This window comes from Paenibacillus monticola (genome assembly GCF_009664975.1).
Taxonomy (GTDB): domain Bacteria; phylum Bacillota; class Bacilli; order Paenibacillales; family Paenibacillaceae; genus Paenibacillus_AQ; species Paenibacillus_AQ monticola.
On sequence record NZ_WJXB01000001.1, the window covers coordinates 50,576 to 68,720 of the forward strand.

Consider the following 18,145-nt stretch of genomic DNA (forward strand, 5'->3'; position numbering starts at 1 on the left):
GTTATAATACAACTATAAACACCAAATTGAGAGGTGGCAAGTACTCAAATGAAATTTACAGATGGTCTTTGGCTGGTTCGTGATGGAATCACGATTAACGGCGCAGTTCAAAATTATGTGGTGGAAAAAACCTCCGAAGGTTTGACCGCAATTACCCAAACAACTCCGATTACAGGTCGCGCAGCAACACTTAACTCAACGTTGCTCACTGTGAAATTCCATTCCCCGCTTCCGGGTGTAGTAGGCATCAAAATTATTCATCATGAGGGTGTGCAGGAACGGGGTCCGGTCTTTGAATTGACTAAAGGCACTGGAGACCATGTAAGAATTGAAGAGAGCGAACTGGAAACCGTGCTGATCAGCGGCGGGCTTCGTGTAGTGATCCGTAAAGGCGAGCATTGGGCTGTGGATTTCTACCGTGGCGACGAGCGAATCACAGGCAGCGGTTACAAATCGATGGCCTATATTACGGATAAGGACGGCAACACGTTCATGCGTGAAGAGCTGGATCTTGGGATTGGTGAATTCGTATACGGCTTGGGCGAGCGTTTTACCGCTTTTGTCAAAAATGGACAGGTGGTTGATCTCTGGAACAAGGATGGCGGCACAAGCTCCGAGCAAGCGTATAAGAACATTCCTTTTTATGTAACAAGTAAAGGCTACGGTGTATTCGTGAACCACCCAGAGCTGGTGTCGTATGAAATCGGTTCGGAAAAAGTGAAAAAAGCCCAGTTCAGCGTAGCTGGCGAAAGCTTGGAATACTTCGTTATCGAAGGCCCTACCATCAAGGAAGTCATCAGCAAATATACATCGCTTACCGGTAAGCCCGCGCTTCCACCAGCATGGACGTTTGGCCTGTGGCTGACGACTTCATTCACGACCGACTATGATGAAGCCACTGTAAACTCCTTTGTAGACGGTATGGCTGAACGTGATCTGCCCTTGCATGTATTCCACTTCGACTGCTTCTGGATGCGTGAATATCAATGGACCGATTTCCAGTGGGATGAGCGTGTCTTCCCTGATCCAAAGGGCATGCTGAAACGCCTGAAGGAAAAAGGCCTGAAAATCTGCGTCTGGATCAACTCCTACATCGGACAACGCTCGCGTCTGTTTGAAGAAGGCAAGCAAAACGGCTACCTGATCAAAAAAGCAAACGGCGACGTCTATCAGACGGATCTGTGGCAAGCAGGCATGGGGCTTGTGGACTTTACCAACCCTGCAGCTTGTGAATGGTATGCCGGTTATTTGCGTGATCTTGTAGATATGGGCGTAGACAGCTTCAAGACTGACTTCGGCGAACGGATTCCTACCGATGTGGTCTACTTCGACGGCTCTGATCCGCAAAAAATGCACAACTACTATACTCAACTCTATAACCAGGTTGTATTTAATGTATTGGAAGAGAAGCTTGGCAAGAATGAAGCGGCTGTATTCGCCCGTTCTGCAACTGCTGGCGGACAAAAGTTCCCTGTACACTGGGGTGGAGATTGCTATGCGGATTATGAATCGATGGCCGAAAGCTTGCGCGGCGGCTTGTCACTAGGATTATCAGGCTTTGGTTTCTGGAGTCATGATATCGGCGGATTCGAGAACACCGCTCCGGCGCATGTCTTCAAACGCTGGTTAGCGTTTGGTCTCCTGTCCAGTCACAGCCGCCTGCACGGCAGCAGCTCGTACCGGGTGCCTTGGGAGTATGATGATGAAGCTGTTGATGTTACGCGCTTCTTCACTAAGCTCAAATGCAGTTTGATGCCTTACCTGTATGATGTAGCCGGACAGGCTCATGAACAGGGCTGGGCTTCGATGCGGGCGATGGTGATGGAATTCCCAGAAGATCCAACCTGCGAAGTGCTGGACCGTCAGTACATGCTGGGTGATTCCCTGCTGGTAGCTCCTATCTTCCAGGAGAATGGTGAAGCGAAGTATTACCTGCCTGCCGGACGTTGGACGCACTTGCTGAGTGGGGAAACGACCCAAGGTGGTTCATGGCGCAAAGAGAAATATGACTTCTTCAGTCTGCCAGTCTTCGTTCGTCAGAACAGCTTGTTGGCTCGGGGTAGTGTTGACCATAAACCGGATTATGATTTTGCTGAAGGTGTGAAATTCGGCCTGTATTCACTGGAAGACGGCGCAACAACCACAGCAACTGTTCGTGATCTGACGGGTGCTCCTGAGCTATCCGTAAAGGCTGAACGCAAAGGCAATACATTATCCATCACCGCTGAAGGCAGCGGCAAAGCATTCACATTTGCTCTGAACGATCTGGGGGTTATTGCTTCCGTACAAGGCGCAGAGCAAGTGGATGAAACCACTGTGCAAGTTCAAGCAGGCAGCAAATCTGTTCACTTCAGCATTGAGCTGAAATAAACTCATAAATTTGAATGTAATACAATAAACCTCTCTAGGTGACATAGGCGTAATCAGCCGTTTCCATGTCACCTTGGGAGGTTTTATTGTTATGAACTTGAAAATAATGGAGAGTGCACGATGGATATTGAAAAAGGTGAGGGAAATGGACCATTGAGCCAGGCCGGCTATACCTCTGCTACGGTGGTTTCAACTGCTGCTAATTATATAATGGACAAGCCGGAGCCTTTTACCCATACCTTCCGGACGTATATCCGCTTAAGGGAAAGCGGGAAATTGAACTTTAAACTTTGGCATAGCAATGCAGTAGATTCCACTTGGAACTTGGGTCAGGAAGCAACTGGCAGCGAGCTGGGAGGCGAATGGCTGATTGAAGCTGCGTATATCGCTGACGGTGGGGTAGAGGTGAATGGCGCGGTCCAAGAACAGACACAGGTGGCCGTTTTGTTTGATGGGAGTACAATGCGTAAGGTTAGACCGGGTGAATCTTTTTGGAGTGATGAAATTGCCATGGAACTGCCGGAAGGGCATTTAATGGTATTTACCTGGACACTGACAACGCGCTCATCTGGCAGAACGATACCCTATAATGTAGAGGGGATTCTGGTCTCTGCATATGATGCGGCGGGAAATCTTGCCGCGCAGGAGTCAGCTGATTCTTTTGCTCTGTCCGATAACCTGCTGGTGCTGCCAAGCTTTATCGGGTATAAGAAACAGGTGAATAAGAAGCTGGTATTCCTTGGAGATTCAATCACTCAGGGAGTACGAACCTTAAAAGATGAGTATGAATATTGGGTAGCGCGGATTGCTGCTGGCCTTGGTGCGGATTATGGAGTCTGGAATATAGGTTCAGGCTGGGCCAGAGCGTATGATGCTTCTGCGGATGGCGTTTGGCTGAATAAAGCCAAACAAGGCGATGAAGTGGTGATTGTGCTCGGTGTAAATGATATTGATATCGGTAACCGTTCAACTGAAGAACTTCTGAGTGATCTTACAGTTATTATATCCAAGCTGAGAGAAGCAAACGATGAAGTGAAGATTATTCTGGGTACGGTACCGCCTTTCAATTTCCAAGATGAGAGAGAACATACTTGGCGCAGCGTGAACAGTGAAATTCTGTCGAATAACCTTGCTGGAGTTAACCGAGTGTTTGATATTGCTGGACTTCTATCTTTACCGGCACCCCATGATCATAGGATCAAACCGGAATATATGAGCAATAAAGACGATCCACATCCTAATGGAAAGGCGGGTAAGGCGATTGCGGATGCCTTTCTGAATTGGTATTAAGCCAAAAATAGGCTCAATAAATGAATATAACCTCTCTGTTGACATGGGCTCACTACCATTTCCAATGTCACACGGAGAGGTTTTTTGTTATGGATATCCGTAAGCGATAGCCTCAGTAAAGCTGCTTAATTCGGGAATTGTCCCCGGTACCCCTGCGGCGTGACACCTTCCTGCTTCTTAAACACCTTGCTGAAATATTTGACGTCCTTGAAGCCAACCATTTCAGAAACCTGTGAGATGCGGAAATGTGGGTTCTGCAGCAGCAGTTTAGATTTATCGATGCGATATTTACCGATATAATCGGAGAAGTTAATACTGAATTCCTGTTTGAATTTACGCGATATGTATTCACGGCTAACCGAGAAGTGCTGCGCAACCTCTTGTAGAGACAGGTCTGACTGATAGTGTTGCTCGATGTACTTGACGATTTGGTTCATGGTCTTGAATTCACTGCCCTGCCGGGAGAGCAATTCCTGTGACAGCCGCAGCATGAAGCCATATGACCAGTCACGCCAGGCGAACAAGGAGAAAGAATAGCCATTCGCAAACGGCGCGGGGTGCAGACGGTCGGAGGCTTCAAGTGCTGCGATGGCCAGCTCGGCGTTCTCACCGGCGTTCTCGCGCAGCAGCCGGGAACGGAATAACAGCGCATCCGCTTTCCACGAGCTGAGCATTTCTGGAGTAATAATACCACCTCGGCTAAGCTCGTCGATCCAGCGTTTGGAGGCAGTTTGCAGCTGCTCTGGCCTACCGCTCATGACAGACATTTTCCAATCATCGCCCATATTCGCAAATAAGCTTTGCGTAGGAGGACTGCCGGAGATCGTATGCACATAGTCTTCCGGATTCAGCAGGTTGCGGCGGCGCAGTGCGGTTTCCGCTTCAGCGTATTGGGCGGGTAAACTCTGCGGTAGTATGCCTGCGTTGCCAATACCGAAGTGCATCCGGCGCTGCAGGGTATGAAAGATGCCCAGATTGATATCTGCGATAAGTTCACTTGCGGCCTCCGGCTGCTCCCACAGAAGCATGGCAATCTCAGCGGGTGCCCCCCAGTAGCGGAAGGCGATGCCACGCTGCCGGGAGTGCATAAATTCATTGCAGATGTTCACGATGGCATAGTGCAGCAGATCGCTGTCATTCCCAAAACGCAATAGAAGAGGACCGTCACCGGCATCCATCTGCAGCAGTAGCAGACGAACTGATCCTGCGCTGGCTGGTATAACACCTTCCAGCCGCAATCTGCGCAAGGAAGCTTCCGCCGTAACCGGCTCATCAATCAGAGAAGAGAGCAGACGCTCGCCGTAAATCGGTTTGAATTCATTCAGCTGGATATTCTGACGCTGGCGGGTGTGGCGCTCCTGTTCCTCCTGATTCCAGGCTGTGACAGCTTTGGAGACTGCGGCATTGATGGCCTCTGGGTCGATTGGTTTTAGAATATAATCAATTCCGCCGTGGCGAACGGTATGTCTGACAAAGTCGAAATCATCATGTCCACTGACCACGATGAACTTGACGCTCACGGCAAATTCGCTGACCCACGCCATCAATTCTACGCCGTTGCCCGCTTCCATCATCATATCCATAATGACAATCGCTGGCTTCAGGGTACGGATCTGCTCAATCGCTTCCGTCCCGCTTCCGGCTTCCTCAATTTCATCAATTCCATGAAGTTCCCAATCTACCAGCAGTCGTACGGCTTTTCGAACTCTGGCTTCGTCATCTACTATTAATGCCCTCATTTAGGCCTCACGCTCCGATCGTTAGATTGTATTCTCAGACTAATGCGTATTCCCACCGGCTCCATATTATCTACAGTAATAGTAGCATCACTTCCGGAGACCATCCGCAGTCGGGCCAGTACATTGACAAAGCCGATTCCGGAAGAGTCGGAAGCCTCTTTCAACGCATCACCAGGGACAATGGTGTTAATGCTGACGCTGTTCTGCAATTTCCAATTCAAGGTGTCCAGACGTGCTTCGGAGATCGGTGCTCCGTTGTTCTCAAGGTTAATTTGTACGAAACCGTCCGGCAGTGCTTTGGCTGTAAGCAGCAGCAAGCCATCCGATCTGGTGCGGTCCAGTCCGTGCTTGAAGTAATTTTCCACGAGCGGTTGCAGGATCATTTTGGGCATCGGGGTTCCAAGTAGCGCATCTTCCAAATCGTAACGGAAAGTGAACCTGTTTTCAAACCGTTCCTTTTGCAGCTCGATGTAGGCCTTCACATGCTCCAACTCATCTTTTAAGGTAACGGTTTTGTCGTCGTTATGCATGCTGTAATGCATCATTTTGGCGAGTGCGGACAGCAGGGCATAGATACGTGGGACGTTCAACTCTAGAGCGAGTGTTCCGATAATCTGCAGCGTATTGTTTAGAAAATGAGGATTGATCTGCGCCTGAAGCGCCCTCAGTTGATTGGTTTTGTTAGACAACTCCAGCTTGTACTCTCGCAGAATCAGATTATTGATGGTATCCATCATCCCACCGAATTTGACCATGACCTGACCGATCTCGTCGTTGCTGACCTGCTCAATATCGATGTCCATTTTACCCGTCTGTACCTGATTAATATAACGTCCAAGCTGTTTAATGGGCGCAGTGATCTTAATGGAAATTATAACTGTAGCGGCAACTATAATGACTAGGGAAATCCCCAGCAACAACAGATTGATCGCTACAGCTTTGTTGGCTTCACGGATAAGATAAGGGACGGGAATCTGCTTCACTAACGTCCAATCCGCTCCGGCTTTTTGCAGACGCTGATAGACAAATACAGCCTTGTCGCTCTCGAAATTTCCCGTGCTACTCTCCGTTCCCACAATATGCTGGGTATACCATTCCTGCTTCATTGGCTGACCAAGCTGCGCTGGTTCATCGCTATAAATGATATTTCCTTCAGCATCAATGATATACACATTCTCGCGTTCCTTCTGATACAGCTGGTCGGTGATGTCGCTTAGTGCAGATAGCTGCACATCAATCGACAAGTATCCTAAGACTTTAGAGGTTGGCACTTTCTCAATTCTGCGATGTAGCGTGAATACCGGCTCTGGCGGGTAGTTGGGCGATAGTAGACCGAGACCATAGGTATTGCTCATATGAGTTTTTTGTACGACAATGCTCTGCCGACCCGTAATTGCAGCTTCTGAAAAAACAGGCACATCCATGGATCGCTTGGGTGTATTCAGCGTGACGAGGGTCGATTTGCGGCTTTTGCTCTCATAGAGATATACCTGATAGATATTCGGTATTGACGTTCCAATATAAGATAAGGCCGCGAACATGCGGGAACTGCTCTGAACATCGTCATAGCCGCTCTCAAGCAGCCGGAAGAACTCCGTATTCGAATACACTGTCGTTGAAGTCCGGTTCAAATCCTCCAGCAGAGCGCTAAGATTACGCTGGCCCTGATAGAGCAGATTGGCATTCTCATCAACGGATCTCGTGATCAGTGATTTCGTGGTATACGAATATGTAATTAGCATTGTAGCCACAATAGGTATAGTGGCAGCGATTAGCATAAATACAATCAGCTTCGTGCGTATGCTGTTCCATTTCATGGCAAGACCTCTCTTCCGATCAATAAATTACTCCTTCGAGTTCACCTGTGTAGGTGTTTATGATACTCCTTAACCTGCATAATAAAAATACAATAGTTCTCCGGTAGAAAGAAAGAGGGGTGCAGGATGGGAAACAAAAAAATGGCACGCTTAGGGCCGCAGCTTGTATTTGTAGGGCCGGTTCTTATATTTTTCACGATTATTATGATTATTCCGTTTCTGCTCGGCATGTATTACTCGTTCACGGATTGGAACGGGGTAGCAGGAACTGTAACTTGGGTTGGCTTCAAGAACTTCCAGCAAATCTTTACGAATGATCCCGACTTCTGGAAGTCGTTCTGGTTCACCACTCGCTTCACCTTGGTGGGCGTAGTATTGACCAATATTGTGGGGTTTGCTTTGGCCTACTTCCTGACTAAAGGACTGAAGCTGCGCAATGTGCTGCGGACGGTTTTCTTTATGCCAAACGTCATCGGCGGTCTGCTGCTCGGATTTATCTGGCAGTTCATCTTCATCAAAGGATTCTCCACACTTGGAGATTTGACCGGCTGGTCGTTCTTTAACCTTCCTTGGTTGGGCGATGCAGCTACCGGATTCTGGGGCATCACCATCGTATTCGTCTGGCAGTCTGCCGGATACCTGATGGTGGTCTACATTTCTTCATTGACTAACGTGCCAACGGAGGTCATGGAAGCTGCGGAGATTGATGGCGCGAATCGCTGGCAAATGCTGAAGAACATTATTATTCCGCTGATTATGCCAGCTGTAACGATCTGCCTCTTTCTGGCTATATCCTGGGCGTTCAAAATGTTCGATCTGAACTTGTCGCTGACCAAAGGTGGACCGTTCAAGTCCACAGAGTCCGTAGCGATGAACGTGTATGTTGAAGCATTCCAGAATAACCGATACGGACTGGGCACAGCGAAGTCACTATTGTTCTTCCTCGTTGTCGCTATTATTACCATATTCCAGGTCCGTCTGACGAAGAGCAAGGAGGTAGAAGCTTAATATGGGTACCCTCAAAAAATATAACGGACGCTTATTTACCACAGAGGTCCTGATGGTCCTTGTCGGTCTGTTGTTTCTCGTACCATTCTACTTTTTGTTCGTAAACTCGGTGAAACCATTTGGAGATATTATGACCAATTCGGCCAGCTGGCCGGCAGTATTTAAATGGGAGAACTACTCCAAGGCGTGGGAGCTCACCCGCTTTCCGCAAGCCTTTTCCAATTCCTTTGGAATTACAGTAGTAAGTGTAGTGCTGATGGCCTTGTTTGCAGCTATGGGTGCTTACTGGATGGTCAGATCAGATACGAAGTTTAACAAAATGTTATTCTTTCTGTTCGTTGCAGCTATGGTTGTTCCTTTTCAATCCATCATGATTCCATTGCTGAAGGTCATTAACGTACTTGGTGTCAATAATAGCCGAACAGGGTTGATCTTGACTTATCTGGGACTGGGAGCGCCGATGTCGATCTTTCTCTTCCATGGCTTCGTCAAAGCGATTCCGCTGGAAATTGAAGAAGCAGCAACAGTAGACGGTTGTAATCCTTACGGTGTGTTCTTCCGAATCGTATTGCCGATGCTCAGACCGATGCTGATGACAGTTATCGTGCTGAATACGTTATGGGTATGGAATGATTATCTGCTGCCGTCTCTAATTCTGCAAAAACCGGATATGCGTACCATTCCGCTCGCCACCTTCGCCTTCTTCGGACAATATACGAAGCAATGGGATATCGCGCTTCCAGCGCTGGTGTTGGGTATTGCTCCAGTGATCATCTTCTTCCTGATGCTGCAACGTTATATTGTTGAAGGTATAGCGGCTGGTTCGGTTAAAGGTTAATATTGAGCTTTATGCAAAACAAGGAATTTCGGCTGGACTAAGTTTAAGAGAAGCTATCCGTTAGGAAAGTTGGTGGAAGAGCGAACGCTCTCCACCAGGTTTTCTAATCGTACGGACAACAATATCTGTTCATGGAAAAGCCGTTCCACATAGAAGACCACATCCATTTTACAATCACTTAAGGGGGAAATAAGAATGAAGAGCAAAAAACCTGCGCTGTTGGCAGTATCCGTTCTGATGGTAATGTCATTAGTACTCGCAGCCTGTGGAGGCAATAATAATGCCGCAAGCGAAAGTAACGGGAATAGTTCTACTAACACAGATAAAGTGAAAACGGTAACAATTTTCCAGTTCAAAACCGAGATTGTGGAAGGCCTGAACGAGCTGAAAGTCGAGTTTGAAAAAGAACACCCGAACATCAAGCTTGATATTCAAACAGTTGGCGGTGGTGCAGACTATGGAGCTTCCCTGAAGACTAAATTTGCTTCCGGTGATGCTCCGGACATTTTCTCCAACGGTGGATACAACGAAATGGATCTGTGGATGGACAAGCTTGAAGATCTTAGTGATCAAGCCTGGGTTAAGGATTTGATTCCTTTGGCTGCTGAGCCGATGACTAAAGACGGTAAAGTATACGGTATGCCCATGAACCTTGAAGGCTACGGATATATCTACAACAAGGATTTGTTTGCAAAAGCAGGCATTACAGAAATGCCAAAAACCTACACCGAGCTGGAAGCTGCTGCGAAGACGCTGAAGGCTGCCGGAATCACTCCTTTTGCTAATGCTTATCAGGAATGGTGGTTGATGGGCAACCAAGGAATCAGCGTGGCCTTTGCAGAGCAACCAGACGTAAATGCCTTTATTAAAGGCTTGAACGATGGTTCTGCTAGTATGGTCGGCAATGAGAAGTTTGATAACTTTGCTAAATTGATGAAGCTGACTGTGGACTACGGCAACAAGAACCCGCTGACTACCGACTACAATACACAAGTTACACTTTTTGCTAATGGCGAAGCTGCGATGATGCAAGAAGGTAACTGGGCACAGACGATGATCGACGGTATTAATCCTGACCTGAATATCGGTGTATTGCCAATGCCGCTTAGCGACGATGCCGCTGAAAGTGACAAGCTGACTATTGGTATTCCAGCTAACCTTGTAGTCAACAAAGATTCGGATGCCAAAGAAGAAGCTAAAACTTTCCTGAACTGGCTGGTAACTTCGGATATGGGTAAAGATTATATCGTGAATAAATTCAAATTTATTCCAGCCTTGTCGACCATTAAGGCAACTCCTGAACAAATGGGCGATATCGGTACAGAGCTGTACAAGTATATTGATGCTGGCAAAATCATCGGCCTGCAATCTTCTAAATTCCCTGATGGTGTAGCGCAAGAGTTCGGCAGCGTAATTCAAGAATATGTAGCCGGAAAAATTGACGTGAAAACTTGGGAAACGAACATGCAAGCCGCTTGGGACAAGCTTAAGACTCAATAATAGATTCAAGTGATCAATGGCTGCTTCTTTTGCTTCATCCTTTGCGGTGAAGCAAGGGGGCGGTCTTTTTTTAAAGATAAGAATTTCCACAGCATAGATTATTATCCTTATATTTCTCGAAGAAGAAACGGGTGCGTCTATATAAAGGCTGGCGATGCCGTATCTTCCTGGTACAATAAAATTAGAAGAATGGAGAGTGGACAGCTATGGCGTTAAAAGAGTATAACAACGTGCAGGTCGGCGTAGAATATTATCCTGAGCATTGGGATGAATCGCTTTGGGAGGCTGATATCAAGCTGATGCAAGCAACTGGCGTGAAGGTGGTCCGGGTCGCCGAGTTTGCTTGGAGCCGGCTTGAGCCAACGGATGGAGATTTCCAATTTGCCTGGCTGGACCGGGCGATGGATCTTTTTCACAGCTATGGATTACAGGTCGTCATTGGAACACCAACGGCTACACCGCCACGCTGGCTGACCACGGGCTATCCCGATGTGCTTCCGGTATTTGCCGACGGGGGAATCTTTCATCCTGGGGTACGCGGACACCGTTGTTACAACAGCCCCTCACTGCGAAAATACGGGAGCCGCATTATAGAGCGTTTGGCGCAGCACTATAGCGGACACCCTGCGGTTATAGGTTGGCAGACCGATAATGAATTCAGCATGCTCAATTGCCACTGTGAGCATTGTAATGATGCTTTTCGTGAATGGGCAAAAGCCAAATATGGCACTCTGGAAGCCCTAAACAGTGAATGGGGAACTAATGTCTGGAGCGGGGAATACAGCGCTTGGAATGAATTTACGGTTCCGCTGGGCGGATCAAGACATCAGAATCCTTCTTTGTTACTGGACTTTCAACGTTTCCAGTGGGATGCGATCGTAGAGTTTCAACAGACACAGATTGATATTCTGCGCTCCGTATGCCCGGAACATTTCATAACCCATAACTTTCATAGCTATCCACAGAAGCTGAATATGTATGCGGTTGGTGCCGAGCTGGATGTCGCTGCGTTTGATTATTATCCGAATACTTCTCCGACCAAACAGGCCACTGCGCCTTATAGTGGAGCTCTATCTCTGGACTTGACCCGTGGGATCAAACGGCAGAACTTCTGGATTATGGAGCAGCTAAGCGGGACGCCGGGCTGTTGGATGCCGATGTGGCGCACGCCGTATCCCGGCTTTATCCGTGCTTATGCTTGGCAGACCATTGCCAGAGGTGCTGATACCGTGGTACATTTTCGCTGGAGAAGCGCAGTAGCTGGTGCCGAGCAATTCTGGCATGGTCTGATTGATCATAGCAATGTTCCGGGACGCCGCTTCGCAGAGTTCACTCAGTTCTGTAATGAGGTAAATGCGCTAGGGGACAAGCTAAAGGGGACAACCTTGAAGAATGAGGTAGCTATTCTGAATTCCCATGAGCAGCTTGTGGCGCTCGACATCCAGCCACAGGTTGAGAATATGGAATATTATGAGAATATGAAGCAAATTCACCGTGCGCTGACGAAGCTTGGGATCGGCTGTGATGTCATCGACTGGAGACAAGAGCTGGATGAATATAAAGTCGTCATTGCGCCGAGCCTATATTTATTGGATGAGGAAGTTTCCAAGCAACTAGAAGCCTATGCCACAGCGGGCGGTACCTTGATAATCACGAACCGCAGCGGCGTCAAAAATATGAATAATATAGCGGTCATGCAGCCGCTGCCAGGCTTGCTCAGCTACGCTGCAGGTGTTCGAGTAGACGAGTATGACCCGATTGGTACGGAAGCACATGTCATCGTAGACATTAACGGTAATTCCTACGAGTGTCTGCAGTGGTGTGATCTGCTTACGCCTACTACTGCAGAGCCGATCGCTTGGTACGGGGATGATTTCTACGCCGGAATTCCGGCAGTTACGGTTAACACCTTCGGCCAGGGCCAAGTCTATTACCTCGGAACACAGGCGGAGGAGAGCTATTGGTCTGCTCTGTTGGGAGATCTGGCGAAGAAACATCAATTGTTCCAGTTCGCCGGGCTGCCGGATGGAATGCAGGCTTCGGTGCGAACCGGAGAGAGCGGAACCTTCCTATTCCTGCTCAATCTGAACCGCCAAGCCCAGACAGTCACGCTGCCGCGTGAATATAAGAGTGTACTCTACGGGCAACCTCGTTCTGGAGAGCTTCAGCTTGAGCCTTATGGTATCGAGATTCTGGAGATGTAAAGGGGGAATGTGGATATAGTTACACTTCATACACTTAAAACCACTTATTTTGCTTTGGTTGACTCTTTAGGTGTATTCTCTGCAACTATATTCTTGAAATGAGGTAGTATAGCCAGAAGGAGCCATTTTTAGTTGCACCAAATACAACTAAAGCCAATCGTTGGTCCTAATGTCACCGAATAAGTGTATGAAATGCAGCTATCTCTTTTAAGCTAGCTCAATTCTATTAATGTTCTCGATCTTGAACTTGACTTTGAACTTGACCTAGTTCATTCATACCCCACACTGTGTTCTAAAAGTGTGGGGCTTTATGGTTCGAACTACTCTCAAGGCATAGCAGAGAGGGAGGTTGGAGGAACGAAGAGAAATTTTGGAACTGTAGGAGCGTTAGCGCCCGCCTTTGTCCCCGGATTTCATCCGCAAAAGGCGGTAAAATAAAAGAAATCTGGGGACAACAGCGGCCGGAAGTCCAAACATTTCTCGCAGTAACGACAAACCCCGTATTCTCTCTTCCTTTGCCATAGGAGTTCACCCATAGGCACCAAACTTTTAGTGCAGCCTCCTAAATTGCTCCGGCGTAGTCCCCGACTGCTTCCGGAACGTGGCGACGAAATGGCTGACATCACGGAAGCCAACTAGTTGGGAGATTGATTTTACCGTTAGGTCTGGCTGACTAACGAGCAGTTCCTTACTTTTGCGGATGCGTAGACGGACAAAATAAGCATAGGGCGAGAAACCAAAAGTTTGCAGAAATAAGCTGTTGAGATAACGTCCCGAGACCCCAAGCTGTGTAGCCAGATCATACAGTCCGATGTCAGGATCACCATATTGGCTATCCATCCACTTCAGCAGCGGCTGCAGCTTGTCCACATTGCGGGAAATCGCTGTATTGTTATGGAGCTGTCCGTATTTGCTCAGGGTTAATAGGAAACGGTAAGCATCGGTGGAGGCCCCCAGACTGAACATATCCTGGGCCGCATCATGGCGGTCCAGCATCTCATTCAGCATCAGCGAGAGAGGAGCCTCACTCTCCCAGCGGTAAAAGGAATTAGATTTCATGCCGAGAGTTTCCAAGATTTGTCGGCTGGAGCTACCACCGAAAGTTAAATAATAGGTGCACCAATCGGCAGATACCGATTCATAACGGTGCGGGGTATGGGGAAGCAGAAGTACACCGCTGCCTTCTGCCAGCGTGAGGGTTTTGTTCTCGAAGTGAATAGTACCCTCCCCTTGGGCAGTTTGAATCCAATGATAAGTATGGTAGCCATCTGGGCGGGTCACTTTTTCCTGTTCAGGGTTGTAACCCATGCTGTCTAAAGTGATGGGTAGATGCTGCCCACCCTCGTGGGCGAACACAATTCTGCGGCGGGCGATTAACGACAAATGACTCATCTCCTGTTAGTTCCATATTATTATATGGTACGGCTGGAATATTATATTTAAAAGGAAAGGTTAACCGTTTACAATAAATATATAATTATACTATAAAGGATGTGCGCAGCGTGATCAACGATAAATTACCGAAGATTTGGTACGGTGGGGATTATAATCCCGAGCAATGGGAAGCTCCAGAGTGGGCAGAGGACGAACGGATGTTTAAACTGGCAGGAATTGATGTGGCTACGATAAATGTTTTTTCCTGGGCGCTGATTCAACCCTCAGAAGACACTTATGATTTCTCTACCTTGGATGAATTAATAGATAGATTATATAAGAACGGGACTTATGTATGTTTGGCTACAGCTACTGGCGCTCATCCGGCCTGGATGGCGCACCGCTATCCTGAAGTAACCCGTGTAGATGTGCAGGGCAGAAAGCGTAAATTCGGCGGACGCCATAATTCTAATCCGAATAGCCCAGTCTTCCGCAAATTTGCCGCGAAGCTGGCAGGCAAGCTGGCTGAACGCTATAAGGATCATCCGGGTCTGGTAGCTTGGCACGTTTCCAATGAATTTAGCGGTTATGATTATTCTGAGCAGTCTGCAGCTGCATTCCGGGTTTGGCTGCAGGAACGTTATGGCACGCTGGATACGTTGAATAAAGCCTGGAATACTCGCTTCTGGGGCCATACCTTTTACGACTGGGAAGAAATCGTTGTGCCAAACGAGTTAAGCGAAGAATGGAATGGCAACCGCACCAACTTCCAGGGCATTTCACTGGACTATCGCCGATTTATGTCTAATAGCCTGTTAGAATGCTACAAGCTTGAATATAACGCGATCAAGGAGCACAGCACCAACATTCCGGTTACGACCAACCTGATGGGTTTCTATCCGGAGCTGGACTACTTCGAGTGGGCTAAACATTTGGACGTGATCTCCTGGGACAACTACCCTTCACTGGATACCCCCGTCAGCTTAACGGCAATGACACATGATCTGATGCGTGGACTGAAGAACGGCCAGCCGTTCATGCTGATGGAGCAAACACCCAGCCAGCAGAACTGGCAGCCCTACAACAGCCTTAAGCGTCCGGGCGTTATGCGCTTATGGAGCTACCAGGCTGTGGCGCGTGGTGCGGACACCGTGTTATTCTTCCAGTTGCGTCGTTCCATCGGTGCGTGTGAGAAGTACCATGGTGCAGTTATCGAGCACGTGGGTCATGAGCATACCCGTGTCTTCCGTGAATGCGCAGAGTTGGGTAAAGAGCTGGAACAGCTTGGGAGTCAATTGCTGGATGCACGTGGACAGGCAGAAATCGGAATTATTTATGATTGGGAGAATCGTTGGGCGCTCGATCTATCAAGCGGACCTTCCGTTGCACTGGACTATGTAAATGAAGTGCATAAATATTATGACGCCCTATATCAGCAAAATATCGAAGCCGACATGATCAGTGTCGAAGAGAATTTGTCCAAATATAAGATCGTGATTGCACCTGTGCTGTACATGATCAAACCGGGTTTTGCCGCGAAGGTAGAAGCCTTTGTGCAAGCTGGCGGCACGTTCATTACGACCTATTTCAGTGGTATCGTCAATGAAAATGATCTCGTAACCGTAGGCGGATACCCTGGAGAGCTGCGCAAAGTGCTGGGCATATGGTCAGAGGAAATCGATGCACTGTTGCCGGGAATGAGCAATGAATTAGTGATGAACAAGGAATGGGGCGCGCTGAGCACATCTTATACTTGCGACCTGCTCTGTGACCTGATTCACCCGGAAGGTGCTGAAGTATTGGCTCAGTATGGTACGGACTTCTACAAAGGCATGCCTGCACTTACCGTGAACAGCTTTGGCGAAGGTAAAGCTTATTATGTAGCGACTAGTCCGGAAGCAAGATTCCTGCAAGGTTTTCTGGCGAATCTTTGCGCAGAGCAGGGGATTCAGCCTCTTGTATCTGCACCAGCAGGCATCGAGTCTGTGCAGCGTGTGAAGGATGGAATGTCCTATTTGTTCCTGCTGAACCATACCGAAGGCGAATTAAGCGCGGATATTGGGACTGCCGTACGTACGGATATTCTGGGCGGCGAGGAACTTAAGGGCACTGTCGTTGTGCCAAGCCGAGGCGTTCTGATATTGAAAGGCGCCCTGTTGAACGGTTAAACAAAGAGCTCCTAAGTACCTATAAAAGGAGAAATCAATGATGGACAATGACTCAACTGGTTACACAGATCGGTATCATCGTAAATGACATCGAGAAGGTTTCAGCAAGCTATGCCAAATTTTTTGGCATTGAGCAGCCGAAGTGGTTCTGGACGGACACTGTCGATCTTGCCCAGACCGAATTCAACCCTTCAACTTGGCGGGACTTCCTGGATAAGGAAGGTGAAGGTGTCCACCATATCGCTTTTTCAATTAAAGGGATGAAAGAGAAGATCGAACTGTTGCACACTAAGAATATGCCATTAATTCAAAAAGGTGAATTCACAGGCGGGCGGTATGCCTATATCGACACCTTTAGTGAATTGAAAGTACTGACCGAATTGCTGGAAAATGATAAATAATCAAGAAGAAACGGCTTCGCCGTCCTTTTATGGACGGCGAAGCCGTTTCTTCGAGAAATATAAGGATAAATTATTGCGTGAAGCATAAAATTCTTGTATTTTACAAAAAACATCCCGAACTACTGCTAAAGTGGTTCGGGATGTTTTTGTAGATTTTGCAGCGCAAAAAGACATGGATTACCGCAAAAATTTAGCGGATTTCCACATCCGGTATTCGGTGAAGCCATGAAAAGGCTATGTTAAGGTGAATAAGTAAAGTTAAAAGTTTAAAAAGGACAAGTTGTACATATCTATGAAATCTAACAGTAGGAGTGATGGGGGCAATGATGCTGCGATCAATTAATTGCTATTTATATGACAGCGAAGCCACCGCGTATCTTTTACAGGGTGTCATTCGTTTTGTTCAAGCAAGAAGTCTAATGAACGTAGTGCTGCAGAAGAGTTGGACCTATGGCTTTCATGTGAAGGTAACCTATCCGGCTGCAGACGGGGACAATGGACTTGAGTCTACGATCCGCCAATTAGCTTTTCGTTACAGCCGTCCTAGGGGACACAATGAATATGCGAAATTTGAAGCTGTCATTCGTAAAGTGGCGGAGCTAGAGGACTATGCAGGAGAATATCTTCCGCTGCGTAAGGATGGAGTGGTGACAATAGAGGAAGGTGAGGACTTGCAACATGGGAATCCCTTGGGCAGCCCTCATGTTAATTATGAGATTGAACTGCAGAAAAGCCAGCTATTGGTTGACCTTTATGATATATGGGGCGAACTAACCGAAGAACAGCAAAACATTGAATTCGCCAAAATGTTTATGATTACGGTTAATCGCTGTGAGGGCGGACTGAAATTCAGTTACTTATCGCTGCGTTCCAACTTTGAATATTTCAAAAATCAAATGGAATTAACCGGAAAATATGCAGAGACTACACGCAGAAATTGGGAGACACTATTCGGCCGTACAGAGGAAGAGCAACAATTTATCACGCAAGGGGTGCAGTTATTCGCAGAGAGCAGCTATGAACGGGAGTATATTTTTACACGGATGCAGATTTTCATTGATTGCCTGCTCTCCGTGCTCTCTCAGGGGTATGACGATGGAGAATTGAGCTTGGACAAGCAGGGGCAAGGCAGTGACCTCTTTCAATACTATGATGCAGTCAATGATTTTCACTGGGACTTTTATTCGAATACTCAATTTCTCAGACATTATCAGCAAAAAGAATTTATAATCTATCAGTTTATAGTCTCTGTACTGTATTCCTTGATGTCGCTCCTGCGGGTGTCTGCCATTCGAAAACTGCGTATCATCGGGATTGTTGCCGAGAGTGTGGAGTGCGGCTTCTCTATGAGCTGGCGTGATACTTATCTGGAGATGAGCAAGGAGCTGGTCTCTGGGAGCGCCAAACAAAGGTTGGTACATTAAGCCGATCCATTG

12 protein-coding genes are annotated in these 18,145 nt (G+C 47.6%); 9 read left to right on the forward strand and 3 right to left on the reverse strand.

What is annotated here, in order from left to right; translation table 11 throughout:
• Positions 1–48 precede the first annotated feature (48 nt).
• Both yicI and GJB61_RS00275 read left to right on the forward strand, forming a co-directional pair.
• Positions 49–2,370 carry an alpha-xylosidase gene (gene yicI, locus GJB61_RS00270; protein WP_154116018.1) on the forward strand — a complete coding sequence of 774 codons (2,322 nt, stop codon included), beginning with the start codon at positions 49–51 and terminating at the stop codon, positions 2,368–2,370.
• Between the two features lie 120 nt (positions 2,371–2,490).
• Entirely contained in the window at positions 2,491–3,660 is a 1,170-nt protein-coding gene (locus GJB61_RS00275) for an SGNH/GDSL hydrolase family protein (protein ID WP_154116020.1), read from the forward strand.
• Positions 3,661–3,785: 125 nt separating this feature from the next.
• Here the strand turns inward: GJB61_RS00275 and GJB61_RS00280 are convergent, their stop codons facing one another.
• Positions 3,786–5,399, reverse strand: coding sequence for a response regulator transcription factor (locus GJB61_RS00280; protein ID WP_154116022.1), 1,614 nt, complete (start codon positions 5,397–5,399; stop codon positions 3,786–3,788).
• Positions 5,396–7,216, reverse strand: a complete 1,821-nt coding sequence (locus GJB61_RS00285) for a cache domain-containing sensor histidine kinase (protein ID WP_154116024.1) — start codon at positions 7,214–7,216, stop codon at positions 5,396–5,398. Before GJB61_RS00285 ends, GJB61_RS00280 begins: the two co-directional genes overlap by 4 nt.
• A 126-nt stretch (positions 7,217–7,342) precedes the next feature.
• On the opposite strand from GJB61_RS00285, the gene GJB61_RS00290 reads away from it, so the two are divergent.
• From GJB61_RS00290 to GJB61_RS00305, 4 genes are all read left to right on the forward strand, one after another.
• Positions 7,343–8,224, forward strand: a complete 882-nt coding sequence (locus tag GJB61_RS00290) for a carbohydrate ABC transporter permease (protein ID WP_154116026.1) — start codon at positions 7,343–7,345, stop codon at positions 8,222–8,224.
• A gap of 1 nt (position 8,225) precedes the next feature.
• Positions 8,226–9,062 carry a carbohydrate ABC transporter permease gene (locus GJB61_RS00295; protein WP_154116027.1) on the forward strand — a complete coding sequence of 279 codons (837 nt, stop codon included), beginning with the start codon at positions 8,226–8,228 and terminating at the stop codon, positions 9,060–9,062.
• Between the two features lie 195 nt (positions 9,063–9,257).
• The gene (locus GJB61_RS00300) at positions 9,258–10,562 is read left to right on the forward strand and encodes an ABC transporter substrate-binding protein (protein WP_154116029.1); all 1,305 of its coding nucleotides are present in this window, start codon (positions 9,258–9,260) and stop codon (positions 10,560–10,562) included.
• A 206-nt stretch (positions 10,563–10,768) separates the two neighbouring features.
• Positions 10,769–12,766 (forward strand): beta-galactosidase, encoded by a 1,998-nt coding sequence (locus GJB61_RS00305; RefSeq protein ID WP_154116032.1) that lies wholly within the window; start codon positions 10,769–10,771, stop codon positions 12,764–12,766.
• 549 nt (positions 12,767–13,315) lie between these two features.
• On the opposite strand, the gene GJB61_RS00310 is transcribed toward GJB61_RS00305, so the two are convergent.
• Positions 13,316–14,149 carry a helix-turn-helix domain-containing protein gene (locus GJB61_RS00310; RefSeq protein WP_154116034.1) on the reverse strand — a complete coding sequence of 278 codons (834 nt, stop codon included), beginning with the start codon at positions 14,147–14,149 and terminating at the stop codon, positions 13,316–13,318.
• Between the two features lie 119 nt (positions 14,150–14,268).
• Between GJB61_RS00310 and GJB61_RS00315 the strand changes: the two genes are divergently transcribed.
• The 3 genes from GJB61_RS00315 (at position 14,269) to GJB61_RS00325 (ending at position 18,133) form a co-directional block, all read left to right on the forward strand.
• Positions 14,269–16,308: a beta-galactosidase gene (locus GJB61_RS00315; protein WP_338115623.1), complete on the forward strand. Its 2,040-nt coding sequence runs from the start codon at positions 14,269–14,271 to the stop codon at positions 16,306–16,308.
• A 47-nt stretch (positions 16,309–16,355) separates the two neighbouring features.
• Positions 16,356–16,709 (forward strand): VOC family protein, encoded by a 354-nt coding sequence (locus GJB61_RS00320; RefSeq protein ID WP_154116036.1) that lies wholly within the window; start codon positions 16,356–16,358, stop codon positions 16,707–16,709.
• A gap of 323 nt (positions 16,710–17,032) precedes the next feature.
• Entirely contained in the window at positions 17,033–18,133 is a 1,101-nt protein-coding gene (locus GJB61_RS00325; protein WP_154116038.1) for a hypothetical protein, read from the forward strand.
• Positions 18,134–18,145: the final 12 nt, after the last annotated feature.